Annotated in this window: 27 protein-coding genes and 1 tRNA gene; 15 read left to right on the top strand and 13 right to left on the bottom strand. The window is 57.7% G+C overall.

From position 1 onward, the window contains the following. Positions 1-3 precede the first annotated feature (3 nt). Together Z948_RS0115330 and Z948_RS0115325 are read left to right on the top strand one after the other, a co-directional pair. Positions 4-534 (top strand): GNAT family N-acetyltransferase, encoded by a 531-nt coding sequence (locus Z948_RS0115330; protein ID WP_025060441.1) that lies wholly within the window; start codon positions 4-6, stop codon positions 532-534. After that, positions 531-836 carry a hypothetical protein gene (locus tag Z948_RS0115325; RefSeq protein WP_025060440.1) on the top strand — a complete coding sequence of 102 codons (306 nt, stop codon included), beginning with the start codon at positions 531-533 and terminating at the stop codon, positions 834-836. The genes Z948_RS0115330 and Z948_RS0115325 overlap by 4 nt, the downstream gene beginning before the upstream one ends. Position 837: 1 nt before the next feature. On the opposite strand, the gene Z948_RS0115320 is transcribed toward Z948_RS0115325, so the two are convergent. Further along, positions 838-1,962: an anhydro-N-acetylmuramic acid kinase gene (locus tag Z948_RS0115320; protein ID WP_025060439.1), complete on the bottom strand. Its 1,125-nt coding sequence runs from the start codon at positions 1,960-1,962 to the stop codon at positions 838-840. 69 nt (positions 1,963-2,031) lie between these two features. Here Z948_RS0115320 and tyrS point away from each other — a divergent pair, with 69 nt between their 5' ends. From tyrS to Z948_RS0115305, 3 genes are read left to right on the top strand one after another with little or no spacing between them, the layout of a single operon-like run. Further along, complete coding sequence (tyrS, locus tag Z948_RS0115315; protein WP_025060438.1) at positions 2,032-3,282, top strand: tyrosine--tRNA ligase; 1,251 nt, start codon at positions 2,032-2,034, stop codon at positions 3,280-3,282. 52 nt (positions 3,283-3,334) lie between these two features. Further along, the gene (locus Z948_RS0115310; RefSeq protein ID WP_025060437.1) at positions 3,335-4,159 is read left to right on the top strand and encodes a GNAT family N-acetyltransferase; all 825 of its coding nucleotides are present in this window, start codon (positions 3,335-3,337) and stop codon (positions 4,157-4,159) included. Between the two features lie 37 nt (positions 4,160-4,196). Further along, positions 4,197-4,952 carry an SDR family NAD(P)-dependent oxidoreductase gene (locus tag Z948_RS0115305; RefSeq protein WP_025060436.1) on the top strand — a complete coding sequence of 252 codons (756 nt, stop codon included), beginning with the start codon at positions 4,197-4,199 and terminating at the stop codon, positions 4,950-4,952. 74 nt (positions 4,953-5,026) lie between these two features. Here the strand turns inward: Z948_RS0115305 and Z948_RS0115300 are convergent, their stop codons facing one another. From Z948_RS0115300 to Z948_RS0115285, 4 genes are all read right to left on the bottom strand, one after another. Continuing rightward, on the bottom strand, positions 5,027-5,563 hold the full coding sequence (locus tag Z948_RS0115300) for a hypothetical protein (protein ID WP_025060435.1): 537 nt from the start codon (positions 5,561-5,563) through the stop codon (positions 5,027-5,029). 106 nt (positions 5,564-5,669) lie between these two features. Next, complete coding sequence (locus Z948_RS0115295) at positions 5,670-7,478, bottom strand: ABC-F family ATP-binding cassette domain-containing protein (protein WP_025060434.1); 1,809 nt, start codon at positions 7,476-7,478, stop codon at positions 5,670-5,672. Positions 7,479-7,513: 35 nt separating this feature from the next. Beyond that, complete coding sequence (locus Z948_RS0115290) at positions 7,514-8,236, bottom strand: GNAT family N-acetyltransferase (RefSeq protein WP_025060433.1); 723 nt, start codon at positions 8,234-8,236, stop codon at positions 7,514-7,516. Positions 8,237-8,299: 63 nt separating this feature from the next. After that, entirely contained in the window at positions 8,300-8,764 is a 465-nt protein-coding gene (locus Z948_RS0115285; protein WP_025060432.1) for an outer membrane protein assembly factor BamE, read from the bottom strand. Between the two features lie 88 nt (positions 8,765-8,852). Between Z948_RS0115285 and Z948_RS0115280 the strand changes: the two genes are divergently transcribed. The 8 genes from Z948_RS0115280 to Z948_RS0115245 all read left to right on the top strand — a co-directional run bounded on the left by Z948_RS0115280 (position 8,853) and on the right by Z948_RS0115245 (position 15,452). Continuing rightward, the gene (locus tag Z948_RS0115280) at positions 8,853-9,407 is read left to right on the top strand and encodes a YceD family protein (protein WP_025060431.1); all 555 of its coding nucleotides are present in this window, start codon (positions 8,853-8,855) and stop codon (positions 9,405-9,407) included. A 203-nt stretch (positions 9,408-9,610) separates the two neighbouring features. After that, a complete protein-coding gene (gene rpmF, locus Z948_RS0115275) occupies positions 9,611-9,817 on the top strand; it encodes a 50S ribosomal protein L32 (RefSeq protein ID WP_025060430.1) in 207 nt (68 codons plus the stop codon). 40 nt (positions 9,818-9,857) lie between these two features. Further along, a complete protein-coding gene (plsX, locus tag Z948_RS0115270; RefSeq protein WP_025060429.1) occupies positions 9,858-10,934 on the top strand; it encodes a phosphate acyltransferase PlsX in 1,077 nt (358 codons plus the stop codon). Continuing rightward, a complete protein-coding gene (locus Z948_RS0115265; RefSeq protein WP_025060428.1) occupies positions 10,931-11,902 on the top strand; it encodes a beta-ketoacyl-ACP synthase III in 972 nt (323 codons plus the stop codon). The genes plsX and Z948_RS0115265 overlap by 4 nt, the downstream gene beginning before the upstream one ends. Positions 11,903-11,995: 93 nt before the next feature. Next, positions 11,996-12,298 (top strand): integration host factor subunit alpha, encoded by a 303-nt coding sequence (gene ihfA / locus Z948_RS0115260; protein WP_025060427.1) that lies wholly within the window; start codon positions 11,996-11,998, stop codon positions 12,296-12,298. A gap of 3 nt (positions 12,299-12,301) precedes the next feature. Further along, positions 12,302-14,140 carry a MerR family transcriptional regulator gene (locus tag Z948_RS19235; protein WP_025060426.1) on the top strand — a complete coding sequence of 613 codons (1,839 nt, stop codon included), beginning with the start codon at positions 12,302-12,304 and terminating at the stop codon, positions 14,138-14,140. A 79-nt stretch (positions 14,141-14,219) separates the two neighbouring features. Then, a tRNA-Pro gene (locus tag Z948_RS0115250) sits at positions 14,220-14,296 on the top strand. 79 nt (positions 14,297-14,375) lie between these two features. Beyond that, a complete protein-coding gene (locus Z948_RS0115245; protein ID WP_025060425.1) occupies positions 14,376-15,452 on the top strand; it encodes a 2'-deoxycytidine 5'-triphosphate deaminase in 1,077 nt (358 codons plus the stop codon). A gap of 34 nt (positions 15,453-15,486) precedes the next feature. Here Z948_RS0115245 and Z948_RS0115240 read toward each other — a convergent pair whose 3' ends face one another. The 8 genes from Z948_RS0115240 to Z948_RS0115205 form a co-directional block, all read right to left on the bottom strand. After that, on the bottom strand, positions 15,487-15,762 hold the full coding sequence (locus Z948_RS0115240) for a hypothetical protein (protein ID WP_025060424.1): 276 nt from the start codon (positions 15,760-15,762) through the stop codon (positions 15,487-15,489). Positions 15,763-15,823: 61 nt separating this feature from the next. Next, a complete protein-coding gene (scpB, locus tag Z948_RS0115235) occupies positions 15,824-16,480 on the bottom strand; it encodes an SMC-Scp complex subunit ScpB (RefSeq protein ID WP_025060423.1) in 657 nt (218 codons plus the stop codon). Positions 16,481-16,484: 4 nt separating this feature from the next. Further along, positions 16,485-17,267, bottom strand: coding sequence for a segregation and condensation protein A (locus tag Z948_RS0115230; protein WP_025060422.1), 783 nt, complete (start codon positions 17,265-17,267; stop codon positions 16,485-16,487). Further along, complete coding sequence (gene nagZ / locus Z948_RS0115225; RefSeq protein WP_025060421.1) at positions 17,260-18,267, bottom strand: beta-N-acetylhexosaminidase; 1,008 nt, start codon at positions 18,265-18,267, stop codon at positions 17,260-17,262. The genes Z948_RS0115230 and nagZ overlap by 8 nt, the downstream gene beginning before the upstream one ends. A 7-nt stretch (positions 18,268-18,274) precedes the next feature. Next, positions 18,275-19,276 (bottom strand): SPOR domain-containing protein, encoded by a 1,002-nt coding sequence (locus Z948_RS0115220; protein ID WP_037952045.1) that lies wholly within the window; start codon positions 19,274-19,276, stop codon positions 18,275-18,277. 73 nt (positions 19,277-19,349) lie between these two features. After that, on the bottom strand, positions 19,350-21,095 hold the full coding sequence (argS, locus tag Z948_RS0115215) for an arginine--tRNA ligase (protein ID WP_025060419.1): 1,746 nt from the start codon (positions 21,093-21,095) through the stop codon (positions 19,350-19,352). 57 nt (positions 21,096-21,152) lie between these two features. After that, positions 21,153-21,758 (bottom strand): SDR family oxidoreductase, encoded by a 606-nt coding sequence (locus Z948_RS0115210; RefSeq protein ID WP_025060418.1) that lies wholly within the window; start codon positions 21,756-21,758, stop codon positions 21,153-21,155. 3 nt (positions 21,759-21,761) lie between these two features. Then, positions 21,762-22,940 carry a deoxyguanosinetriphosphate triphosphohydrolase gene (locus Z948_RS0115205; RefSeq protein ID WP_025060417.1) on the bottom strand — a complete coding sequence of 393 codons (1,179 nt, stop codon included), beginning with the start codon at positions 22,938-22,940 and terminating at the stop codon, positions 21,762-21,764. Between the two features lie 96 nt (positions 22,941-23,036). Here Z948_RS0115205 and Z948_RS0115200 point away from each other — a divergent pair, with 96 nt between their 5' ends. Together Z948_RS0115200 and xth are read left to right on the top strand one after the other, a co-directional pair. Further along, positions 23,037-23,360: a HesB/IscA family protein gene (locus Z948_RS0115200; RefSeq protein WP_025060416.1), complete on the top strand. Its 324-nt coding sequence runs from the start codon at positions 23,037-23,039 to the stop codon at positions 23,358-23,360. A gap of 77 nt (positions 23,361-23,437) precedes the next feature. Further along, positions 23,438-24,247, top strand: coding sequence for an exodeoxyribonuclease III (gene xth, locus Z948_RS0115195; RefSeq protein ID WP_025060415.1), 810 nt, complete (start codon positions 23,438-23,440; stop codon positions 24,245-24,247). Positions 24,248-24,249: the final 2 nt, after the last annotated feature.

Here is a 24,249-nt window from a genome sequence, read left to right as displayed (position 1 = left end):
AAAATGATCGAAATCCGCCCCGCCACGTCCCCTGCCGATCTAGAGGCCGTGCGCAAGCTGTGCTGGGATTACCGCACCCACCTCGCCAGTGTTTCCCCGATCGAGGCCGAACTGACCGAGACATTTTATCCCGTCCCTAAATACACCGCCCTGATGGACGCGTTGGAACACACCCACGCCCGCCCAAACGGCATCATCCTGATTGCAACGCTAGACGGCGCCCCCGTTGGCTGCGCCATGACCCACGCGCTAGACCCCGAGACAAGCGAGATCAAACGCCTCTTTGTTGCGCCACAGGCACGCGGCCACGGCGCGGCGCGCAAACTCATCCACGCGCTGATGGATCAGGCGCGCAGCGACGGGTTCAAACGCATCGTTCTGGACACATCCGTCAATCTCGCGCCCGCGCGCGCGCTTTATGCCAGCTTGGGCTTTTCCGAACGCGGCCCCTATCAAGACGTCCCAGAGATCGCCCTGCCGCATCTGTTTTTCTTTGAGGCCCCCCTTTCCCCAAATAATCAGGAGACCCCATGAGCCGTAAACGTACCATCGCCCTCGCAGGCGTGATCCTCCTCGGCGGTCTCGCCTTGATCGAAAACAGCACCCGCAGCATTCAGGTGCTGCCCGCAACCGTAACCAAGGTCACCCCCGAAGTGCCAGAAGCAGGCCCAGACCTCTGGACCATCTCTTTTACCCTCAACACGGGCGAAGCCCATCAGCTCGGCCCGCTCAATGTGCGCCCAGTCCTACAGGCTGGCGACAGCTTTTGCGTGCGCCAGCACAAACGCAGCTGGGCCGCGCCAAAGTTCCAGATATCGGCTGATAAAACCTGCTAGCCTACCCCTGCGGGACACTCACCGTGCCGCCCCCAACGGCGGCACTCACCCCCGTTGTGCCGCTGCATGATGTGGGCAACCCACGCGCAACCCGCACCGCAAGATAGGCAAAGGCCTGCGCCTCTAACATATCCCCGTCCAACCCCACCTCTTCAATCGGCACAACGGGACAGTCGAGCGACACGGCAAGCATTTGCATCAAAACAGGATTGTTGCGCCCGCCACCTGTCACCAAAACGCGGCTGGGCGGGCTGGGGCAATGCTGCATCGCCTCGGCCACTCCTGCGGCGCACATGGCGGTAAGGGTCGCGGCAGCATCCGCATCCGACAGCTCGCGCACTAGCGCAACCATTTCTGCAAAATCGTTACGGTCCAGTGACTTGGGCGGGATGCGTGCAAAATAGGGCTCCGCCAGAAACAGCTCTAGCGCGCCGGTTTCAACGGCACCGCCCCGCGCCACCGCGCCGTCCTTATCATAGGCCAGCCCAAGGCGCTCTTGCATCAGATCATTCACAGGCGCATTGGCAGGCCCTGTGTCAAACGCCAGCAAAGCGCCCTCGTCCTGCGGCTCGGCCACGGCCGGATCAACCCAAGTCAGGTTGCCAACACCGCCCAAATTCAAAAAGGCAATCGGCCCGTCTGCCTTGATATAGCGCGCGCAAGCGTGGTGGAAAAACGGCGCCAGCGGCGCGCCCTCGCCGCCCAGCTCAACATCGGCCGAGCGGAAATCCCAGACCACTGGCACCTCCAGCGCATCCGCCAACAGCGCTCCATCGCCCACCTGCAAGGTGCCCTGATCCCGTGGCGCATGGGCCAGCGTCTGGCCGTGAAAACCGATCAGATCCACATCTGTAAAATCGCGCAGCACCTCCAGATGCGCCGCCTCGGTGACCTTAGCCGCATCCTGAACCGCCGCGCCCTGCCACAGACCAAAGCCCGCGGCGATGGCTTCACGCTCGTCCGCGCTATAGCCACGATAGCCGCTGCGCCCGAACGCCACGATGTCATGCCCGTCGGTTTCCAGCACCGCCACATCGACCCCGTCCAGCGATGTTCCCGACATCGCGCCCGCCGCTGTCACCACACCCGTTTTGGCAATCGCCTGTCCCTTTGTGCCTGCGCCCATAATCTTGCCTTTTCCTTTGGCCCTGCTCGCCCTATAGATGCCCTGCAATTTACGTTGAGGGCAAGCGCCATGACATACCATCCAAAATCCGAATTCGTCGCCGTTATGATGGAGCGTGGCTTTCTGTCCGACTGCACCGACTATCAAGGCCTCGACGAAGCCCTGATGAAAGGCGCCCAGCCAGGATATATCGGTTTTGACGCAACGGCGAAATCCCTCCACGTGGGATCGCTGATCCAGATCATGATGCTGCGCTGGTTGCAGAAAACAGGCGGCAAGCCGATCACCCTGATGGGCGGCGGCACAACAAAGGTGGGCGATCCCTCCTTCCGTGCCGATGAACGCCCCCTGCTGGGGCCTGAACAAATCGACGCCAACATCGCCGGCATCAAAAAGGTCTTCTCGGCCTACCTCACCTATGGGGACGGGCCGTCGGATGCGCTGATGATCAACAATGCCGAATGGCTGGACGGGTTGAACTACCTCGATTTCCTGCGCGACATTGGCCGCCATTTCAGCATCAACCGCATGTTGTCCTTTGAATCCGTCAAATCCCGTCTGGACCGCGAACAAAGCCTCAGCTTTCTTGAGTTCAACTACATGATCCTACAGGCCTATGACTTTATGGAGCTGCACCGCCGCTATGGCTGCATCCTGCAAATGGGGGGCTCGGACCAATGGGGCAATATCGTTAACGGCATCGACCTGACCCGCCGCGTGATTGATGGCGAAGTCTATGGCCTTACCTCGCCGCTGCTGACCACTTCTGACGGCAAGAAAATGGGCAAATCGCAATCCGGCGCGATCTGGCTCAACCCTGATATGCTGTCGCCCTATGAGTTCTGGCAGTTCTGGCGCAACACCACGGACGCGGATGTGGGCCGCTTCCTCAAGCTGTACACAGAGCTGCCCGTGGATGAATGCGACCGCCTCGGCGCGCTGGCAGGCTCCGAGATCAACGAAGCGAAAATCCGCCTCGCCAATGAGGTCACAACCCTGCTGCACGGCGCAGAGGCCGCCGCCGCCGCCGAAGCAACCGCGCGCGAAGTGTTTGAAAAAGGCGGCGTGGGCGATGACCTGCCCACCCTGACCCTGTCGGCAGACGACCTTGGCGATGGTATCTCGATTGTGCAGCTGATTGTGAAATCAGGCCTCGCAGGATCAGGCAAAGAAGCCAAACGCCTGATCTCTGAAAACGGCGCACGCCTCAACGATGAACCCCTCACCAATGCAGGGCTGATGATCGACGCGGCGGCCCTTGCCTCGCCCCTCAAACTCTCGGCAGGCAAAAAGCGCCACGCGCTGGTCGAATTGGGCTAAAAACCTCGCGTGGTTAAGCCTGCTTTAACCACGCGACTTTCATACTGGGCGCATGTTTGATGCTGCCCCCACGTCCACCGCCCATTCTCTGTTTCAAGATCCCGCATTTGCGATCGCGTTGCGCAGTTGTGGTGAAAAACCCCTGAAACTGCCCGATGGTACCACGCTGCTGAAACGGCGCATTGCGGGGGTGCCCCTGCTGATGTTGCCGCGCATCAACCCTCCGGCGGATCTGGACGCGCAGCTTGCTGAAATTCGGCAGCATCGCCTGCCCTTGATCCTATCGCCTGAAACATCTGTTGACGTTGCGCGCGCCATCCGCATCGCCGCCCCGCGCACAATGTTGCAATTGCCAGTTAGCCCCTGCCATACAACCAACCGCGCCGCCCTGCACCAAAAATGGCGCCACCAGTTAGGCCAAGCTGAAAAAGCACCCCTGCGTGTCGTTCACCGCCGGTTAACGCCCGATCACTCCCTTTTTGAACGCGAGGCGAAGCAGGCGCGCGAACGCGGTTACCGTAACCTACCCGCACCGCTGATCCTCGCCTTTGCGGAAGCTTCACCAGACCAAACACATCTGTTTACCGCATTGCTGCGGGGTCACCCTGTCGCCTACATGCTGTTTTTATCTCATGGAAAACGCGCAACCTATCATATCGGCTTTACCACGGATGACGGGCGCAAGGTGCACGCACACAACCTTGTCCTCTGGCAGGCGATGAAAACCCTAAGCGGCAAAGGCGTCAACACTATTGATCTTGGGCCTTTAACAACCGCAGGCATCGATCGGTTTAAAACCCGCGCTGGCGCGCATCCCATTCAAACCGGCGGCAATTGGCTGCGCTGGTCCCCCCTTGCGCGTAAAGGGCGCACGTGATTATCTGAACAAGCGTTCAAATCAGGGAGGGAAACTGATGCATATTTCGACAACATCCGCCGTCATTACCGGAGGTGCCTCGGGCCTTGGTGAAGCAACCGCCCGCCATTTCGCCGCAAAAGGCGCCAAAGTCACCTTGCTGGACCGCGATGCCGAACGCGGCGCCCAAGTCGCCAAAGACATCGGCGGCCATTTTGTCGAAACAGATGTAACAGACGAGACCTCGGTCGAGGCCGCGATTGCCCAAGCGCAGGACCAAATGGGCGGCCTAAACGCTGCCGTGAATTGCGCGGGCATTGCCTTGGGCATCAAAACCACTGGCCGCGATGGGCCGCACCCTTTGTCTGCTTTCCAAAAAACCATCGACATCAACCTTGTCGGCAGCTTTAACATCGCCCGCCTTGCCGCCGCCGCCATGGCCAAAAACGAACCCGAAGCCGATGGCGCACGCGGCGTGATCGTCAACACCGCCTCAATCGCCGCTTTCGACGGCCAAAAAGGCCAAGTCGCCTATGCAGCCTCCAAAGGTGGCATCGTCGGCATGACCCTGCCCATGGCCCGCGACCTTGCCCAATCCGGCATCCGCGTCATGGCCATCGCCCCCGGTATCTTTGCCACGCCCATGCTCAAAGGGCTGCCCCAAGAGGTTCAAGACAGCCTCGCCGCCGAGGTCACAAACCCCGCCCGCCTAGGCGATCCAAACGAATACGCCCGTATGGTCGAGTTCATCGTTGAAATGGGTTACCTGAACGGCGAAGTCATCCGCCTCGACGGCGCCCTGCGCATGCGCTGATCCCCGACCGAAGGGCCAAAGAATCCGCAAATGTTCAGGCTGACATCTGCGGATTTTTCTGGAGTCGGTTATCTTCACGAAATTGGTTTGTTTTTTCGCAGCCGCCATGCTTGCCAAATCGTATAGGCAAACCCGATCAACAAACCTATGCCGCCCCCCAAATAGCTGAAATTATGCATTGTACCCGCTCGAGCGAAGGCCAACGGATCAGCTACTCCGCGATTTTGCATCCACGGTGGCAATGTATCTGCATCAAGGCTCAGGTAACTAACAACAAGCGCCGTAATCCCTGTCAAAAGCGTAACAGCAACAACAATAAGAGCAGCCTTTAGAAAGACACTCAGAAACTTCCGCGCTCCCCTGACAAACAGAGCCGCAAAATAGATCGGCAGCCCGATAAGGACCCCCATCCACCAACTGGCTAGAAAGCCAACAATGCTGGCTCCGACCCTATTGTGAAAGGCTGGCTCAATGCCGAACTGAATGAATTTAAACTCGTGAAAATAGCCAGAGGAAACACTATAAGATATCTGGTTGTTAACGACCCCGTATAATCCTGCAAGAAGACACGAAAACACGATCAAAACAGGAAGTAGCAGAATTTTAATCATAGAACAGTTTCTCCTAGAGATCCGCACGGCAATAAACAGAAACAATCACCAAAACCCTCCCCTGTGCACGCCCAGTGTACGTTTGGTGCACAGTGTGTGACAGGCTTTAGGCCCCTGCTTTTTCTTCCAGCATCAGCCATTCTTCTTCCGCATCCGCCAGCTTGGCGTGACGCTGAACCAGCGCGTCGCTGGCCTTTTGGAATTTGGCGGGTTGCTCGGTAAACAAGGCAGGATCGCCCAGCAGCTCTTCGAGCTTGGCAATCTCGGCACCCAAGCGTTCAATCTCGGCTGGCAGCGCCTCAAGGCGGTGCTTTTCGGTAAAGCTAAGCCCTGTTTGCGCCTTCGCCTTTGGCTGGTTTTTGGGCGCCGAAGTCTTTGACTTTACAACACTTTCAGAAAAATCCGTCATGCCGCGCTGCGCGATATAGTCGCTCCACCCGCCTGCATAAACAGTGGCCTTCCCGTCACCTTCCATGGCGATGGTAGTGGCGGCGACACGGTCCAAAAAGTCACGGTCGTGGCTCACCAGAATGACCGTCCCGTCATAGCTGCCCAACAGTTCCTGCATCAGGTCCAGCGTTTCCACATCCAGATCGTTTGTCGGTTCATCGAGGACCAGCAAATTGCTTTCCCGCGCCATCAGTTTGGCCAACAAAAGACGCGCCTTTTCACCGCCCGAAAGCGAGCGAACAGGCGCGCGCGCTTGCGCCTCATCAAACAGGAATTCTTTAAGGTAACCAACGACATGCTTGGGGTTGCCGCGCACTAAAATTTGATCCGCCTTACCGCTGACGCGCATCTCTGGGTCGCCCGTCAGGCTGTCCCACAGGGTCATGTCTCCGTCCAGCTGCGCACGGGCCTGATCGAACAGCGCCAACGCCAGATTGGTGCCGATTTTCACCTCACCGCTGTCAGGTTGTTCTTTCCCGATCAACATATTCAGCAGGGTCGTTTTCCCCACTCCGTTAGGGCCGACAAGGGCAATACGATCCCCACGGTTCACCGTCAGAGAGAAATCGTGCAAGATAACTTTATTGCCGAAAACCTTTGTGATTCCAGTCGCTTCCATGACCTTGCGGCCAGACTTGGGGCCTGCCTCCAGCGCCATGGCCGCTGTCCCTTGGCGTTTGATCTGGCCTGCACGTTCGGCCCGCAACTCTTGCAAGGCGCGCACGCGGCCTTGGTTGCGCTTGCGCCGCGCCGAGATGCCTTCAACCGCCCAACGCGCCTCCGCCTTGATCTTGCGGTTCAGCTTGTGGCGCTGCATGTCTTCTTCTTCCCAGACTTGATCGCGCCATGCTTCAAACCCTTGAAAACCAATCTCTTGGCGGCGCACGGCACCGCGATCAATCCAAAGAGTGGCCCGTGTCAGCGCGTTCAGGAACGCGCGGTCGTGGGAGATGATGACATAGGCCGCGCGGGTGGATTTCAGCTCATCCTCAAGCCACGCGATGGCTTCGATGTCTAGGTGGTTGGTCGGCTCGTCCAGCAACATCAGCTCGGGCTCTAGCGCCATCAGGCGGGCCAAGGCCGCGCGGCGCCGCTCTCCGCCAGATGCAGTTGCTACAGGGCGTTCGGGATCAAACTTGAGCCCCTCGCCCGCGCGTTCAACCTTATACAACTCACCTGGTTCCAGACCATGCGATGCAAAATCGCCCAAGGTTTCAAACCCTGTAAGATCAGGGTCTTGCTCCATATAGCCCACACTCACACCGGGTCCGGCGGTGACCATGCCTGTGTCCGCCTCGACCAAACCGGCCATGACTTTCATCAATGTGGATTTGCCAGAGCCATTGCGCCCCACCAAAGCCAGCCGATCGCCAGACTGGACCACCAACGAAAGGTCGTCAAAAACAGGATCCCCACCAAAGGTGAGGCCGATATCGGAGAGTTGTAAAACGGGTGCGCGTGCCATGTATGCCGCCTAATGCGCGCACGCCAAAACGTCAATCATACAAGTGCACGCAGCAGCCGTTTGCGCGCCGGAGGGATCGCGCCAATCTCAAGCCCCGTAAACACGTGCAAGGTATCCATGACATGATCGACAACAGCATGGTCGCTGACCCAGCCGCCCATCATGAGATAGGTGCGCAACAAAGGGGGCATGGTTTCATTTGCGCGTTTCAAATCGGGTTTTACCCCTTTCTGGGCCCCATAGCGGAACACGGATTTGGCCTTTACCCGCGGCAACCAGCGTTTTGGCGGCAGGTGGCGCGCCTTGAGCAAGGCAAAAGCATCCTCATAGGGCGCCGCATTGGTGCCCGCAAAGGAAGAGCAGCCAAACAACATCTCAACACCTGTCTCATCCACATAGGCCGTCAACGCCGCCCAAGTGACCCGCAAGATATCCGGATCGCCATAGTCGGGGTGAATGCAAAACCGTCCGAGCTCGAGCATCAGGCCGTCATATTTCGCCAATGCAGACAGATCGTAAAATTGCGATGCATAACATGTTTCGATTCGCGCGCCCTTTAGCAAAGACATCCGGAACGCCGCGACCAACGTGCCGCTTTGGATTTCTTCGACCAAAACATTTTCGGAACTGTCATCAAAAGTGTCAGCAACACCCCCAGCAGCCCCAAAGCAGAGCGCCCTGAGCGCCAGCGCACGGGCCAGATCACCCTGCCCCTGCGCCCGCCTGACGCTGTATTTCCCTCGGCTAAAGACCTTCATACGAAACCCGCTGACAAATCATCCCGCGTAGTTTCGCACAAATTGCATTGCAATCGTATGAAATTAACCAGCCAACGCAGTAGGATTGAAACGCCCAAGGTTACCCAGCAACTGCCGCAAGAATCCGTTATTCTCTACACCCGAAGTCGTCACACGCCGTGAAAGCGGCACAACTTGTCCGCGCTCTAGGCCAAAGCGTTCTACATTGCTGACCACGCCCGCACTATCAAAGCTGATCGCAAGAACCTGCCGTTCGATTTCCTTGGGAGCAAGGGGGCCCAGTGTCTTTTTACGGCTGCGAACATAGTAAAAGCCGCTGTCATTAACGACGCCCGCTGTGGAAGGAACACCGATGGATTCCTCAATAGATGCGCGCGTATCAACGCCGACAACAATCTGGTCCAGATCTTCCTGTGGCGGAATATAGCCGTGATTTGCAAATTCAGGTGCACAAGCGACAAGACCGCCAGACATCACTGCGCCCAGCAGCATACGCCGCATAACGCCAGTGTAATTCGTGATACCCATGGTACTGCCCCTTGCCCTTAACCTATATGGCTTTTATCCCGCTTACACTAATTACCGCCCATGGTTCAAGAAACGAAAGCACCAAGACATGTCAGCGACCCCTCCTACCGGCACAAGTTTGCGTGTCTCCACTCTTTCTCAAACAGGGCCAACCGAATTTTCCCTGCGCCCCGAAGCAGCTGAACTTAGCGACCTTGCCGCGGCATTAGGGGTGGATGGGCTGCGTAAACTATCGTTTACAGGGCAATTGAAACCCCAAGGCAATGCAGATTGGCAGCTAAAGGCGCGGCTGGGCGCGACAGTGATCCAACCCTGTGTTGTGACGTTAGAGCCAGTGACCACAAGGATCGACACAGAAGTGGTTCGTATTTTTGTGCAGGATTACTCGGAAACCGACGCGCCAGAAATCGAAATGCCCGAAGATGACAGTATAGAACCTTTGGGTATCTGGATTGATCCAGCCATCGTCATGGAAGAATCCCTCGCCCTCGCCGTTCCCGAATATCCGCGAAAAGAAGGGGCCGCCGCCGAAACCGTGCGCGTAACAGAACCTGGCAAGACACCGATGAGCGACGAAGAAGCCCGCCCCTTTGCTGGTCTTGCTGCCCTAAAAGAGCAATTGAGCAATGACGACGGCGAATAACACGGCCGATTTTCTACAATAAGGCGTAAATCCGCCTTGCAAAGAAAGAAATCGACCGTATTTTGCAGGCCTCCTGTGAAATAGGGTTGGACAAGCGAGCGGCACTTGCCTAAACGCACCACACGCCCGTATGGGATAGATCAGAAACACGGCCCGTTGCGCCCGATGCGTAACACTCGGCCCCGAACACAAAGGCACCAGATATGGCTGTCCAGCAGAATAAAGTATCCAAGTCGCGTCGCAACAACCGCCGCTCACACGATTCGCTGTCTGCAGCGAACCCGAACGAGTGCCCGAACTGCGGTGAGCTGAAGCGCCCACACCACATTTGCTCAGCTTGTGGCCACTATGACGATAAAGAAGTTATCGCACAGGTCGACGAGATTGATCTCGAAGACGACGCGGCGTAAGCTGCGCCCGAGCAATAACAACTAAAGGCATTCGCACTAAATGACGGCCCCGACCGATCACCAAACCGCGAACGCCCGCACCCTCATCTCGATTGATGCGATGGGGGGTGATCTGGGACCGGCAGCAGTAGTTGCCGGTTGCCTTAAATCCGCGCGAGCAAATCCCGACATTTCCTTTGTTTTACATGGCCCTGAGGCGGAATTGCACGCTTTGGTCAATAAACATGCGGACCTGAAAGAGCGCACCACCATACGCAATGCGACTGGTGTTGTGACGATGGAAGACAAGCCCAGTCAGGTTGTTCGCAGCGGCAAAGATACCTCTATGTGGTCGGCCATCGAAGCCGTGCGTTCTGGCGAAGCCAGCGTTGCCGTATCCTGTGGCAACACGGGCGCCTTGATGGCTTTGTCGATGATCCGCCTGCGCAAGCTGCCAGGTGTGAATCGCCCTGCCATTGCGGTGCTATACCCCTCCTCCAACGCCAGCGGCTTTAACGTAATGCTGGATGTCGGCGCAGACATTCGTGCTGATGCGGATGATTTGTTACGTTTTGCGCTGATGGGCATGTCCTATGCGCGCAACGGTCTTGACCTCAAATGCCCCCGAGTCGGGCTGCTGAACGTCGGCACCGAAGAGCATAAAGGCCGTTCCGAGCTGAAAGAAGCCTATGATCTGATTCGGGATCACCAATCCGATGCGGCCTATGAGTTTGTCGGATTCGTCGAAGGCGGGGATATTTCCGGCAATATGGCCGACGTTATCGTCACCGATGGTTTCACAGGTAACGTTGCCATCAAAACCGGCGAAGGCACAGCCAGCCTGATTGGCCAGCGCCTGCGCGAAGCGTTCAAATATTCGCCCCTGTCGCGCCTGTCATCTTTGTTGGCCTATACATCCTTGATGCGCCTGCAAAAGAAAATCGATCCGCGCCGCGTGAATGGCGGTGTGTTTTTGGGGCTGAATGGCACTGTCGTAAAATCCCACGGCTCTGCTGATGCCACAGGTATTTCAGCCGCGATCAAACTGGCAGCCCAGTTGTCTGAAAACGGTTTCAACGATAAATTAGCCGCCCGTGTCGCTGCTTCATTACCGACTGAGGAGACGACCACCGAATGACATTGCGTGCCGTAGTAAAAGGGGTTGGCCACTATCTGCCCACCCGTGTCGTTGAAAACGCCGAGTTCGAGGAGACCTTGGACACAAACGACGAATGGATTCGCGCGCGCTCGGGGATCGAACGGCGGCATTTCGCAGGTGAAGGTGAAACAACATCCTCCATGGCGACTGCGGCAGCCAAATCGGCAATCGAGATGGCAGGCCTGACGCCCGATGATGTTGACGCAATTGTTTTAGCCACCTCTACGGCTGATCTGACCTTTCCGTCGTCAGCGACGATGGTCCAAGAACAGCTTGGCATGAAATCGGGCTTTGCCTTTGATATTCAAGCCGTTTGTGCCGGTTTCATCTTTGCCCTTTCAAATGCCAACGCGCTGATCGTCTCGGGGCAGGCACGGCGCGTTCTGGTGATTGGCGCCGAAACCTTTAGCCGGATCATGGATTGGACCGACCGTGGCACATGTGTGCTGTTTGGTGATGGCGCTGGCGCAGTTTTGCTGGAAGCTGAAGAAGGCGAAGGCACATCCGCCGATCGCGGCATCCTGTCCACCGATCTGAACTCTGACGGCTCCTTCCGCGAGCTTCTTTATGTTGACGGTGGCAGCTCAACAGGGACAACCGGCTATCTGCGCATGCAAGGCAATCAGGTATTCCGCCACGCCGTTGAAAAGCTAAGCAAAACAGCAACCACAGCGATGGAAAAAGCCAAGGTAAATCCAGCCGACGTTGACTGGATCGTTCCGCATCAGGCGAACATCCGCATCATTCAGGGCACCGCGAAAAAGCTGGGCCTGCCGATGGAAAATGTCGTGGTGACCGTACAAGATCACGGCAATACCTCTGCGGCCTCGATCCCGCTTGCCCTATCTGTTGGCGTTGAACGCGGACAGATCAAAAAGGGCGACCTTTTGGTCACCGAAGCGATCGGGGGCGGCCTGGCATGGGGCGCCGTCGTTTTGCGCTGGTAGGCCAATAAATAAAAGTCACACATTCAAAAACAGCGAAGATGTTGACTTAGACCGCCAATCTGGCCAATGTTTTGAAAAACAGGGAGAAAAAATATGACCAGCAACACACTGACCCGCATGGATTTAAGTGAAGCCGTTTTCCGCGAGGTTGGCTTGTCTCGGAATGAAAGTGCACAACTGGTTGAAACCGTTTTGGACGAAATGTCAGATGCTCTTGTCCGTGGTGAACAGGTCAAGATTTCTTCTTTTGGCACCTTTTCTGTCAGAGACAAATCCGCCCGCATCGGCCGCAACCCGAAGACCGGCGAAGAAGTGCCAATCAACCCGCGCCGCGTTTTGACCTTCCGCCCTTCACATCTGATGAAGGATCGCGTCGCAGACGGCAACAAGTCCTAAGGCATGTCCAAATCGCCTGACGCATTCCGCACGATCTCAGAAGTCGCTGACTGGCTTGGCATTCAGGCGCATGTCCTCAGGTTTTGGGAAAGCAAATTTACCCAAGTTAAACCGATCAAGCGCGCCGGTGGGCGCCGCTATTACCGTCCGGCAGATATGCTTTTGCTGGGCGGTATTAAAAAACTGCTGCATGATGATGGGCTAACCATCAAAGGCGTTCAAAAGCTGCTGCGCGAAGAAGGCATGAACCACGTTTCAGCGATGTCTTTGCCCTTGGATGATGACGAGCTGGAAGAAGGCCTCGCAGCGAGCCCAGCCCCGATCCCTGCCCCCGCGCCAGAGCCAGAAGAAGCCGTTGTATTGCCCTTTGAGCCGCCCAAAACCTCTGAGGCCCCCAAAACCTCTGAGGCGCCAGCAGCTGCTGAGAAAAAGGTAGAGGAACCCCTCGCGGCCCAGCCCGAAGCCCCAACCAACGAAGAACCCGTCAAAGAAGAACCAGCCGAAGACGCCCCAATCAAAGAAGAAGCCAAAGTTGAAGATGAAATGACCGAGGCGTCGGAAGGTGAAGACATCGCCGTGAAGCAAGAACCCGACACAAGCGAAGCTGCGGCGGCGTCAGAATCTGATGACCTATCGGTTGAACACCCCCCCGAGGAAACGCCCTCTGCCGAAGCGCCGCAAGAGGCCGCGCCAGCGACAGAAACGCCTGCCCCTGTAGAGGCCGCAGAAGCGCAGCAAGAGCCCCAAACCGCCCCTGAGGCGACGGCAGCCCCCGTTGTGACAGAAACAGTTACGACGAAGGAGGAACCAGAAGCTACAGAGGCCGAGGCCACTCCTCAGCCTGAGCAATCCATTGAAGCCCCTGTTGAAACAGCGGCTGCTCCCCCAGAACCAGCAAGCGCAGTACCTGCTGAAGAAAAGCCGATCGCGCCTGCATCCGAACCTGTGGATGATCCGGAAGAACCAGGGCTTCCATTTGATCTGGAGCCAAAGCCAAAAGCCGAACAGGTTAAAACCGAAACGGCAGCGATAGAACAAACGCCATCCGCTGTAGAAGCCCCAGCAAGCGAGGCTGTCGCGGACAAAACCTCTGATGAGCAGCCAGAAGACGTAGCGCCTTTGGCGGCGGTAGAGGAAGCATCAACGCAACCGCCTGCGGCGATGGAACCCGTAGCGGAGGCCGTGCCTGAAGTAGAAGCAGCGCCCGCAGCTGAGCCAGAGCCTGTAGTGGAAGCAGAGCCCGCAGCTGAGCCAGCACCTGTAGTGGAAGCAACACCTGCAGCGGAACCAGCGCCTGTAGCGGAAGCGGAACCCTCAGCAGGGCCAGCACCTGTAGTGGAAGCAACACCCGTAGCGGAACCAGAGCCTGTAGTAGAAGCTGAACCCGTCGCTGGACCAGCGCCTGCAACGGAAGCAGAACCCCCAGCCGAGGCGGCACCTGAACCCGAGGCAAGAGAAGAGGGTCAGGCGCCCCTGCCCTCATTCATGCGCCGACCCAGCATGGATTCCCCATCGGTGGACGAGGCCCCTCAACAGCCACAGCCCGAAGCCCCAGAAGCTGATGTGGCACAAGAGCCAGCCATTGCAGATGCGCCAGCAGAGGAAGAGCCACAAGCCGCCCAAGCACCAGAAGAACCAGAGGCACCGCCAGCCCCGAAACCGCGCGATATCGGGATGCCAGATGTGACACCTGAAAGCGAAATCCACGCGCAGGCCGCTGCTTTGGCGATGGCTTACCGCACCCGCAAGCTGGACAAAGCAACAGCCGAGAAAATCCAGCCTTTGCTTGACCAGCTCGCGGCGGTACGTGACCGGATGGCCGCGCGGCGCACTGGAGCATAGTCAAATTTCGGTGCCGCCCTCTCCTGAGTGCATTTGCCTCTTGCACCGCTGTATTTATGCGGTATGAACAGCCCCATGTCGGGCTATGGCGCAGCCTGGTAGCGCGTCCGTCTGGGGGACGGAAGGTCGCAGGTTCGAGTCCTGCTAGCCCGACCACGACATACATAAAACGCTCGCATCCTTTCAGGTGCGGGCGTTTTGTACATATTCAGACTGCCACCCAAAAGGAGCAGACATGCCCGGTGTGATCCCGAACCAGCAGCTAGAACAGATGATCGCCAAGGGCGAGATCACAGCGACACCAGCAGTAGATGCGGCGCAAATTCAGCCTGCCAGCCTTGATCTGCGCCTTGGCACTGTTGCTTACCGTGTGCGTGCCTCGTTCCTTGCTGGACACGGGGCAAAGGTGGCTGAGCGCCTCGAAGAGTTCGAGATGCACCGCGTGGACCTCACCGATGGTGCGGTTCTAGAGAAAGGCGCGGTTTACGTGGTTCCCTTGATGGAATCGCTGGCGCTGCCCGAAGATATCAGCGCAGTTGCCAACGCCAAAAGCTCGACAGGGCGGCTGGACCTGCTGACGCGCACCATCACCGATGGCGGTACCGAATTTGACCGTATTGGTGCGGGCTACCACGGCCCGCTCTACGCCGAAATCTGCCCCCGCTCCTTTTCCGTTCTGGTCCGCCCCGGAATGCGCCTGAACCAAATCCGTTTTGGCACGGGGGATGCTGGGCTCAGCGATGAGGCCCTGCGCGCGCTGCATGCCGAGGTGCCTTTGGTAGACGGTGAGGCCGTGATCGACGAGGGTTTGGGCTTTTCCGTTGATCTAAAGCTTGCGGGCACCACTTTGGTTGGCTACCGCGCCAAACCCCATACTGGGGTGATCGATCTGGATAAAATCGGCCATTACGATCCGGCAGAATATTGGGAAGAGGTCCACACCTCCAATGGGCAGATCATCCTTGATCCCGGTGCATTTTACATCCTTGTCAGCCGCGAAGCTGTGACCATTCCACCGCAATACGCGGCCGAAATGGCGCCCTATTTGGCGATGGTCGGAGAGTTCCGCGTGCATTACGCTGGCTTCTTTGATCCCGGCTTTGGCCATGACGCTGCGGGCGGTGCGGGATCGCGCGGCGTGCTAGAGGTGCGCTGCCATGAGGCGCCATTTGTGCTGGAACATGGGCAAGTTGTGGGGCGGTTGGTCTATGAGCACATGATCGACGCGCCAACGCAGCTGTATGGTGCTGGGATCGCGTCTAACTATCAAGGCCAAGGCCTGAAGCTGTCCAAACACTTTAAGGCGCCCTAAAGCGCCTTTTCCGACCCACCCCAAGGCCCGTTTTTTAGAATTTGGTGACGCGACGCGCCATTTTCATGGCCTGTTTCGTTTGCTGAGCCGCCTGCCCGTTGCTTTGCCGCTTGGCGCGGCGCGCTGCGCGCACCTCTTGCTGGCTAGGGCCGCGCTGTACCGGATTGCCGTAGTCGTCGATCTCGCCCTGTGGCTGGGGCTGACTGCGCCCGCTGCGCAGTGACGCGGCTTTGTTAAATCCTGCATCGATGCCTTTGTTGAGCAGTTTTCGCATAACTATACGCATGATCATGTTGATGATCTGGTTCATCTCGCTCTCCTCGGTTTTGTCTTTGTCGCCAATATAGCGACAATTGCGGCATTTTTGAGGATCAATCTTCGAACAATTCGCTTTGACCTTCGGTGCTTTCTGGCTCGTCCTCGCCTTCGCCGACCTGAGGCATCATGCCCATCGGCGGGCGGTTTTCGAGCAGACCAGCGGATCGCAGTTCCTTGAGCCCCGGTAGATCGCGGGCATTCTCAAGGCCAAAGTGATCAAGGAACCCTTCGGTCACCACAAAGGTCACTGGACGGCCAGGCGTCATTTTACGGCGGCCAAAGCGGATCCATTCCAGTTCCAACAGCTGATCAACAGTGCCACGAGACACCGAGACGCCGCGGATTTCCTCAATCTCGGCGCGGGTGACAGGCTGGTGATAGGCGATGATCGCCAGCGTTTCGATCGCAGCGCGGCTGAGCTTGCGCACCTCAACCGTTTCTTTTTGCATCAGATACCCCAGATCGGCAGCCGTACGCAGCGCATAGGCATCGCCAATCTTCATCACTTGCACACCGCGCCCCTCATAGCGGCGGCGCACATAGACCATCGCCTCGGCGGCGTCGCACCCATGGGGCATACGCGCCTCCATCTCTTTGAGGGTGACGGGTTCGGCGCTGGCGAAAAGGACGGCTTCGATCATGCGTTCCTGTTCGGCCATTGGCGGGGCTTCGAACAGGCTTTCTTCTTCTACTTCAATATTATCTGACATGATCTTAATCTTTCTTACGCAACTGGATGGGCGCAAATGTTTCGCTTTGGCGGATTTCCATATGGCCCTCTTTCACAAGCTCAAGAGAGGCGGCAAAGGTCGCCGCCGTCGCCGAGCGGCGTTTAACCGGATCGCTTTCCCAGCCTTCGGGCAGATAGCTCATCAGGTCGCCCCACTCTCCCACAAACCCCATCAAGCCGCGCATGCGCTCCAGCGCTTCTTCCATGGTAAAGACCTTTTCGCGGTCCATCACAAAGGGGCGGAATTCATCGCGGGTGCGGATGCGGGCATAGCCCTGCATCAAATCCAACAAGGTCGCCGTATAGGTCACGCTGCGGACGCGTTCGACCATCTGCGTTTGCCCCCGCGCGAAAAAGTCGCGGCCCAACTGGTCACGCGCCATCAGCCGTGCGGCCACATCACGCATCGCGGCAAGGCGTTCCAACTGAAACGCCAAATGCGCGGCCAGTTCTTCGCCTGTCGGCCCTTCCTCGGTGGGATCAGGGGGCAGCAACAGCCGTGATTTCAAAAACGCCAGCCACGCCGCCATCACCAGATAATCCGCCGCCAGTTCCAGCCGCAGCGCCTTGGCCTTTTCCACAAAGGCCAGATATTGCCGCGCCAATTGCAGCACGGAGACTTTTCGCAGATCAACCTTTTGGGTGCGGCTCAGCGTCAGCAACAGGTCGAGCGGCCCTTCAAAGCCGTCAACGTCCACAATCAGCGCCTCGGCTGCTAGCCGCTCTGCTACTGTTGTACTGTCTTCCTCAAAAAGGCTCTCAGCCATGCACACCCTCGCCCACAAGCGCTTTAAGCTGCGCATCGAGGGCGGAAATGTCAATATCATCGGGGGTCTGGCGATAGCTAAGCGCCCGCAATGCGCGCTTTTGCGCTGCATCAGACATCTCGCCCGCGGCTTGGGTGACCTCGGTGCTTTCGGCCAGAACGCCGTTGCAGTGCAAGATCACATCACACCCCGCCGCAAGCGCGCCCTTGCTCAGGTCGCTCAACGATCCCGAAAGCGCCTTCATCGAGATATCATCCGTCATGATCAGGTTATCAAAGCCGATGTCATTGCGGATCACGTCCATCATCGGTTTGGACAGGGTCGCTGCGCAGTTATCAATCGCCTCATAGACCAAATGCGCGGTCATCCCCATTGGGGTGTCGCGCAACGCTTTGAACGGGGCAAAATCCACGCGATCTAGCTCGTCGCGCGCGACATTGACGATGGGCAATTCAAAGTGGCTGTCAGCCGTGGCGCGGCCATGACCCGGAATATGTTTGATGACAGGCAAAACGCCCCCCGCAAGCATCCCGTCATTCGCCGCCTGCCCCATCAGCGCGATCTGCTGCGCGGTGTTGCCATAACAGCGGTTATACAAGAACTCATGCGTTTCAGCGCGTGGCACATCGACCATCGGCGCACAGTTGCTGTCGATGCCAAGGGCGTAAAGCTCATGCGCGATGAGGCGAAAGCGAAGGTACATCGCCTCGGCTGCGTTTTCACCAGCCGCCTGAACAAAGTCCATCGGCGGCAGCCATTCGCGCCAGATCGGGCCGCGCAAGCGCTGAACACGCCCGCCTTCCTGATCAATCGTAATCGGAGCGTTGCGCCCAACGGCCTCGCGCAGATCGTCGCAAAGGGCGCGGATCTGGTCAGGGGTATCGATGTTGCGGGCAAAGAGGATGAAACCAAAAGGGTTCGCATCGCGAAACAGGGCTTTTTCCTCGGCTGTCAGGCGGTGGCCTTCGGCACCAAGGATCGTCGCACCAAATTTTTTCATCTCAGCTTTACCTTGTAACCACTGGAATACAATCAACACTTTCCGCAACGAGTGCAGAGCAGAAACGGCGTGCATCGCCGATATCTTCAAACCCTTGCGCGCGGAGGCGATAGAAGGTTCTGCCGCCTGATTTGGCTTTCATGACAACACGCTTTTTGCCTTCCATAAACGGCGCAAAGCGCGCGTTCAGCTTGCCCCATTGGGCGCGGGCGATCTCGGGGCTGTCAAATGCGCCGAGCTGCACAAGGCGGGTCCCTGCGGGCAGGCTGCTTGCGTCTACCTCCAGACCGCTAGCTGCAACAGGTGTCGCGGCCACAGCCGCAGCTACGGTTTCTGCCACCCGGCGTTTTGGGCGTAACGTTGGCCGCAAGGATACCTGAACACCTTCGCCCGTTAACAATGCGGGCACATCTTCGCTTGCCACCGAGGCCAAAACCGGCACCGCCTCTTCCTCTAAGGCTTCCAATGGCGCGATCCCATCGGTCAACTGCGCCACAAGGCTTTCGACGGAACCCGTTTCAAGGGCGGTTGCAATATCCTCTGCCGCGGGGGCCTCAAGCTGAGCTTGATCTTGCAGCGGTTGAGGTTGCGGCGTTTGAGGTTGTGGCGCAATGATTGCAGCGGTTTCTTCCAGCTGCGGCATGGGCTGGTCTTCGTCGGCCAGATCGGTCGACTGAGGCGCAAGGTGAAGCTCGTCAGCGCGGCCATCTGATGTGCCGATTGCGGCGATCGTGTTTACGGACAGCCCCTGATGCTGGGCCAACTGGCCGCCCGGCTCTTCGGGGCGCACGCGCATTTCACCAGATGCAGCACGCACCACCGGGATACCGCTGACGTCGCGGACCAACAATTTATAGCCCCAAATCCCAACACCGATCACAAGAGCCAGCGAAACAGCCGCCCCTGCGATATTAGTGAATTTGCCCAAACTCCCAGAAGACGCCACGGCGTATTCCGGATGCTGATGCGTCGCAAAGCCCCCCTGAGGGGTTTGTGTGTATTCTGCCATCGTTGCCTCTCTGTCCGCGCGATACATTGCCGCGCAGATCCGAACTTTTTACTGCGACCCGCCTTTTGGACGCTTAGCGCATCTCTTCGGCAGGAGTTACACCAAGGATACCCAAGCCAGCCGCAATTACAATCGCTACGGCGCGGGCAAGCGCGATTTTCGCTTGGGATGTTGCAGGATCGTCCTCTTGGATGAACCGCAGGCCTACTTCGGCGTTACCGAGATTCCAGAAGCCATGCAAATCGCCCGCCAATTCATAGAGATAGAAGGCAACGCGGTGGGGTTCATTGCTGCGCGCAGCCGTTTCAACCAGACGCGGCCATTCTGCCACTTTGCGCAGCAATGCCAGCTCGGCTGCGTGGTCCAACTTGCTCAGATCAGCGGCTTTCAGCGCATCTTCGCTTACGTCGATACCAGCGGCCTCTGCTTTGCGCATGACGGAGGCAACACGCGCGTGGGCGTATTGAACGTAGAACACAGGGTTCTCGCGGCTTTGCTCCATCACCTTGTCAAAATCAAAGTCCAGCGGCGCGTCATTCTTGCGCGTCAACATCACAAAACGGGTTACGTCACTGCCGACTTCGTCGATCAGATCGCGCAGGGTGACAAAGTTCCCCGCCCGTTTGGACATCTTGAATTCATCACCGTTTTTGAACAGCTTAACCAGTTGCGTCAGCTTGATATCCAGCGGCACTTTGCCACCCGACAACGCATGAACGGCAGCTTTCATCCGCTTGACATAGCCGCCGTGATCCGCGCCGAAAACGTTGATCAGCGCGTCATAGCCGCGTTCGACCTTGTCATAGTGATAGGCGATATCGGGCGCAAAATAGGTCCACGCGCCATCATGTTTTTTGATTGCGCGGTCTTGGTCATCGCCAAACTCGGTGGATTTGAACAGGGTTTGCTCGCGCGCCTCATAATCATCAGGCAGCTTGCCTTTTGGCGGCTCAAGCGTGCCGTTATAAATCAGGCCCATATCGTCAAGCTTTTGCAGGCAGGCTTCGATCTTGCCTGTATTGTACAGAGATTTCTCAGAGAAAAAGCGATCCATCTTAACGCCAAGCAGCGCCAGATCATCGCGGATCAGGTCCATCATCTCATCCGTGGCAAAGTTGCGGATCGGGTCCAGCCAAACGCTTTCGGGTTGGTCCAGATACTCGGCCCCTACCTGCGCCTTCAGCTTTTCGCCAACGGGTTTTAGATAATCGCCTGGGTATGTGCCGTCAGGAAAGGCAACCTCTTGGCCGTGGGCCTCTTGATAGCGCAAGAAAACCGAGCGCGCCAAGGCGTCGATCTGTCCGCCGCCATCGTTGATGACGTATTCACGGGTCACGTCCCAGCCCGCAAAGGCCAGCAAAGACGCCAAAGCATCGCCAAACACCGCGCCACGGGTGTGGCCAACATGCAAAGGCCCTGTCGGGTTTGCCGAGACATATTCGACGTTCACGGATTTTCCAGCGCCCAAATCACCCCGACCATAATCGGTGCCGCGCTCCAACACGTCTTTTGCAACGCCCTGCCAAACGGGGGCAGCCAAACGGATGTTCAAAAACCCTGGTCCGGCGACTTCGGCAGAGGTAACGCGCGGATCTTCGGCCAGCAAGGCCGCCAGTTTTTCAGCGATATCGCGGGGCTTCATGCCAGCAGGTTTTGCCAGCACCATCGCAGCATTGGTTGCCATATCGCCATGGCCCGCGTCACGTGGCGGTTCGACTGTGACGTTGTTTGTGCTGAGGCCTGATGGCAAATCACCCGCTGCAACCATCGCGTCAAGCGCGCTTAGAACAAGGGTACGGATATCGGCGAATAGGTTCATAATATGCTCTCAGGGTGTAAGTTGGCCTTCATTTAACACTTGGGCGTGTCGCGTCAATCACAGGCGTAGCTCTGCCCCCGTCAAAGGCCCCAGCGTTTTGGCCAAAAGACCAACAACGGCCGTATGCGCAGGTTTAACTGCACCCTCCCCGACAGTGACCATATTCAGGGACAACCCGTCGCGTTTCAGCGTATCGGCAAATGCCGCCTGAGCAGAGCTAAGTGCAGGCGCCATCGCCCCCGAGGCCACCTCAAGCGCCTGATCGGGGCGCGCAACAACGCTGATGATCTGGCCGTCACGGGCAGATAAGGCTGGCATGAACCCTTGTACGAGGCTTTGAAGAACTGCCAAATTCAGGTCTATCTGTTCGGGATGGCGCAAGGGCATCAGGTTCAAAACCGCGTCCAGCCGCGTTTCACCCCAAGCACGGCCAATACGGCGCAGGGCGTCTTTCGGCTCGCCCTTTAGGGGCAGCGGGACAACGGCTTTTAGCGTATTCAGCCCTTTTGCATTTGTGTCAGAGGCCACAACCTGCGCCCCAGACGCACCCAAAGCGCGCGAGATGCTGCGCCCAAACCCGCAACACGCTCCCAAAACCAGAATACGTTGCCCCTGCAAAACACCGGTTGCGCGTTTGCTTTTAACCGCTTCAGAATCCAACATAATCTATCCTCTATCCTTCAGCGCCACATCTTGCAGCGGCGCTCCGCCACTTAGGCGCTGGTATTCTTGCAGCGCAAAGCGATCCGTCATTCCAGCGATGTAATCCGAAACGATCCGCGCCAACATTGTACGGTCTGTCCCTGCTTGGGCAATAGTTTTCGCCCAATCGGCGGGCATTAGCTGGGGCTGTTCCAGAAACAGCGGGAACAGATATTCGACAACACCCGTTACCTCGGCGCGGATTTTCATCACCTCTGGGGCGCGGTACATCTGGGTAAACAGGAAATGGCGGATTTCTTGCAGGCTGTCCCACATCCCTTGGGAAAACTGGATCACGGGGCGGCCAAGGTGGCGGATATCCTCGACCGACTGCGCGCCAGAGTTTTCCAGCAGCTCACGCGATGTTTCGATCACGTCGGACACCATCACGCCAAACACCCGCCGCAATGCCTCGTGGCGGCGGCGATAGGCATCCAGATCGGGGTGAAGCGCGTCTACCTCGCGATATGCGTCACCCACCAAGGGCAGCTTGGCAATGTCATCTTCGCTGAACAGCCCTGCGCGCAGCCCGTCATGCAGATCGTGGTTATTATAGGCGATATCATCGGACAGGGCCGCAACCTGCGCCTCGGCGCTGGCGTGGGTGTTCAGCTCTAGATCAAAGAGCGCGTTATAATCCGCCAAGGCATGGGGCAGATCGCCTGTCACGGGACCGTTGTGTTTTGCAATCCCCTCCAGTGTCTCCCACGTGAGGTTCAGCCCGTCAAAACCCGCATAGTGGTTTTCCAGCGAGGTCACGATCTTGATCGCTTGTGCGTTGTGGTCAAAACCACCGTAGGGCGCCATCAAGACATGCAATGCGTCCTCGCCCGTGTGGCCAAAGGGCGGATGGCCCAGATCATGGGCCAGCGCGACTGCCTCTGTCAGTTCGCCATTCAACTGCAAGGCCCCAGCGATGGTGCGCGCAACTTGGGCAACTTCGATCGAATGGGTCAGGCGCGTGCGGTAATAATCGCCCTCATGCTCAACAAACACTTGGGTCTTGTGTTTGAGCCGCCGAAAGGCGCTGGCGTGGATGATCCGATCACGATCCCGTTGAAAACACGAACGAAAGCTGCTTTCGTCTTCGGGAACACGCCGTCCTCGTGCAAGGTCGGGATCAGAGGCGTAGGATGCACGCATGGGGCTACTCTCCTGTAACGCGGTGCTTGTACCCCGCTTTAACCGTTCTATATTACGCTTTAACGATGATGAAAACACACCCAGCGGAGCGCCCCTATGAACTTGCCACCAAAAGTGACCGAACGCGCCTTTGCCCGCCTGAATGAAATCGGCGCGGCGACAGATGGAAAAGCCCTGCGCGTCGCCGTTGAAGGCGGCGGGTGTTCTGGTTTTCAGTATGAGATCGCCTTGGACGAGCCAAAAGAAGACGACCTGCTGCTGGAAGGCGGCGGTGAAACCGTGGTCGTGGATAGCGTCTCCCTGCCCTTTCTGGCCAATGCGGTGATTGATTTCACCGAAGAGCTGATCGGCGCGCGGTTTGTCATCGAAAACCCCAACGCCACCTCCTCCTGCGGCTGCGGCACCTCCTTTTCGATGTAGGCGGCCTTCACTGGCGGCTTGCCCCGACGCCCTATATGCGCGATAGCAAAGCGACCCTGCCAGAGGAGCCTTGCACCATGAAGATCGCAACATTCAACATCAACGGCATCAAGGCCCGCATCAACGCTTTGCCTAACTGGCTGGACGAAGCGCAGCCCGATGTTGTGCTGTTGCAAGAAATCAAATCGGTCGATGAGGCCTTCCCCACCGAGATTTTCGAAGAGCGCGGCTATAACGTAGAAGTCTTTGGGCAAAAGTCGTTTAACGGCGTTGGCATTCTCTCGAAACTCCCCCTCGAAGACGTCACACGCGGCCTGCCCGGTGATGAGAGCGACGAACAGGCGCGCTATATCGAGGCGACTGTGATTGGGGATAACCATTCCGTCCGCCTGTGTGGGTTGTATCTGCCCAATGGCAACCCTGTTGAGCTGGAGGAAGACGGCACACCCGTAGAGGGCGGCAAATACGCCTATAAACTCGGCTGGATGGACCGCCTGCACGCCCGCGCCCAAGAATTGTTAGCCGAAGAAACCCCGTTTTTGATGGCAGGGGATTACAACATCATCCCCCAACCCGAAGACGCGGCAAAACCCGAGAGCTGGATCGGCGATGCGGCCTTTCGCCCCGAAAGCCACGCCAAATGGCGCGCCCTGCTGAACCTTGGCCTGACCGAGGCCTTTCGCGCCCGCGTTCAGGCCGCTGGGCATTATAGTTTTTGGGATTATCAAGCTGGCGCGTGGAACAAAAACAATGGCATCCGCATCGACCACTTTCTGCTGTGCCCCTATACGGCGGATCGCCTGCGCGATTGCCAGATCGACAAAGACATCCGCGGCTATGAAAAACCGTCAGATCACGTGCCTGTCTGGGTTGATCTGAAACTGTAACG

This window comes from Sulfitobacter donghicola DSW-25 = KCTC 12864 = JCM 14565, from assembly GCF_000622405.1.
In the GTDB taxonomy this organism is placed as follows: Bacteria; Pseudomonadota; Alphaproteobacteria; order Rhodobacterales; family Rhodobacteraceae; genus Sulfitobacter; species Sulfitobacter donghicola.
This window is presented reverse-complemented; position numbering and strand designations above follow the sequence as displayed.

Coding starts and splice junctions, on each gene's coding strand:
- Z948_RS0115330 (WP_025060441.1), top strand. CDS start 4: ATGATCGAAATCCGCCCCGCCACGTCCCCTGCCGATCTAGAGGCCGTG.
- Z948_RS0115325 (WP_025060440.1), top strand. CDS start 531: ATGAGCCGTAAACGTACCATCGCCCTCGCAGGCGTGATCCTCCTCGGC.
- Z948_RS0115320 (WP_025060439.1), bottom strand. CDS start 1,962: ATGGGCGCAGGCACAAAGGGACAGGCGATTGCCAAAACGGGTGTGGTG.
- tyrS (WP_025060438.1), top strand. CDS start 2,032: ATGACATACCATCCAAAATCCGAATTCGTCGCCGTTATGATGGAGCGT.
- Z948_RS0115310 (WP_025060437.1), top strand. CDS start 3,335: ATGTTTGATGCTGCCCCCACGTCCACCGCCCATTCTCTGTTTCAAGAT.
- Z948_RS0115305 (WP_025060436.1), top strand. CDS start 4,197: ATGCATATTTCGACAACATCCGCCGTCATTACCGGAGGTGCCTCGGGC.
- Z948_RS0115300 (WP_025060435.1), bottom strand. CDS start 5,563: ATGATTAAAATTCTGCTACTTCCTGTTTTGATCGTGTTTTCGTGTCTT.
- Z948_RS0115295 (WP_025060434.1), bottom strand. CDS start 7,478: ATGGCACGCGCACCCGTTTTACAACTCTCCGATATCGGCCTCACCTTT.
- Z948_RS0115290 (WP_025060433.1), bottom strand. CDS start 8,236: ATGAAGGTCTTTAGCCGAGGGAAATACAGCGTCAGGCGGGCGCAGGGG.
- Z948_RS0115285 (WP_025060432.1), bottom strand. CDS start 8,764: ATGGGTATCACGAATTACACTGGCGTTATGCGGCGTATGCTGCTGGGC.
- Z948_RS0115280 (WP_025060431.1), top strand. CDS start 8,853: ATGTCAGCGACCCCTCCTACCGGCACAAGTTTGCGTGTCTCCACTCTT.
- rpmF (WP_025060430.1), top strand. CDS start 9,611: ATGGCTGTCCAGCAGAATAAAGTATCCAAGTCGCGTCGCAACAACCGC.
- plsX (WP_025060429.1), top strand. CDS start 9,858: ATGACGGCCCCGACCGATCACCAAACCGCGAACGCCCGCACCCTCATC.
- Z948_RS0115265 (WP_025060428.1), top strand. CDS start 10,931: ATGACATTGCGTGCCGTAGTAAAAGGGGTTGGCCACTATCTGCCCACC.
- ihfA (WP_025060427.1), top strand. CDS start 11,996: ATGACCAGCAACACACTGACCCGCATGGATTTAAGTGAAGCCGTTTTC.
- Z948_RS19235 (WP_025060426.1), top strand. CDS start 12,302: ATGTCCAAATCGCCTGACGCATTCCGCACGATCTCAGAAGTCGCTGAC.
- Z948_RS0115245 (WP_025060425.1), top strand. CDS start 14,376: ATGCCCGGTGTGATCCCGAACCAGCAGCTAGAACAGATGATCGCCAAG.
- Z948_RS0115240 (WP_025060424.1), bottom strand. CDS start 15,762: ATGAACCAGATCATCAACATGATCATGCGTATAGTTATGCGAAAACTG.
- scpB (WP_025060423.1), bottom strand. CDS start 16,480: ATGTCAGATAATATTGAAGTAGAAGAAGAAAGCCTGTTCGAAGCCCCG.
- Z948_RS0115230 (WP_025060422.1), bottom strand. CDS start 17,267: ATGGCTGAGAGCCTTTTTGAGGAAGACAGTACAACAGTAGCAGAGCGG.
- nagZ (WP_025060421.1), bottom strand. CDS start 18,267: ATGAAAAAATTTGGTGCGACGATCCTTGGTGCCGAAGGCCACCGCCTG.
- Z948_RS0115220 (WP_037952045.1), bottom strand. CDS start 19,276: ATGGCAGAATACACACAAACCCCTCAGGGGGGCTTTGCGACGCATCAG.
- argS (WP_025060419.1), bottom strand. CDS start 21,095: ATGAACCTATTCGCCGATATCCGTACCCTTGTTCTAAGCGCGCTTGAC.
- Z948_RS0115210 (WP_025060418.1), bottom strand. CDS start 21,758: ATGTTGGATTCTGAAGCGGTTAAAAGCAAACGCGCAACCGGTGTTTTG.
- Z948_RS0115205 (WP_025060417.1), bottom strand. CDS start 22,940: ATGCGTGCATCCTACGCCTCTGATCCCGACCTTGCACGAGGACGGCGT.
- Z948_RS0115200 (WP_025060416.1), top strand. CDS start 23,037: ATGAACTTGCCACCAAAAGTGACCGAACGCGCCTTTGCCCGCCTGAAT.
- xth (WP_025060415.1), top strand. CDS start 23,438: ATGAAGATCGCAACATTCAACATCAACGGCATCAAGGCCCGCATCAAC.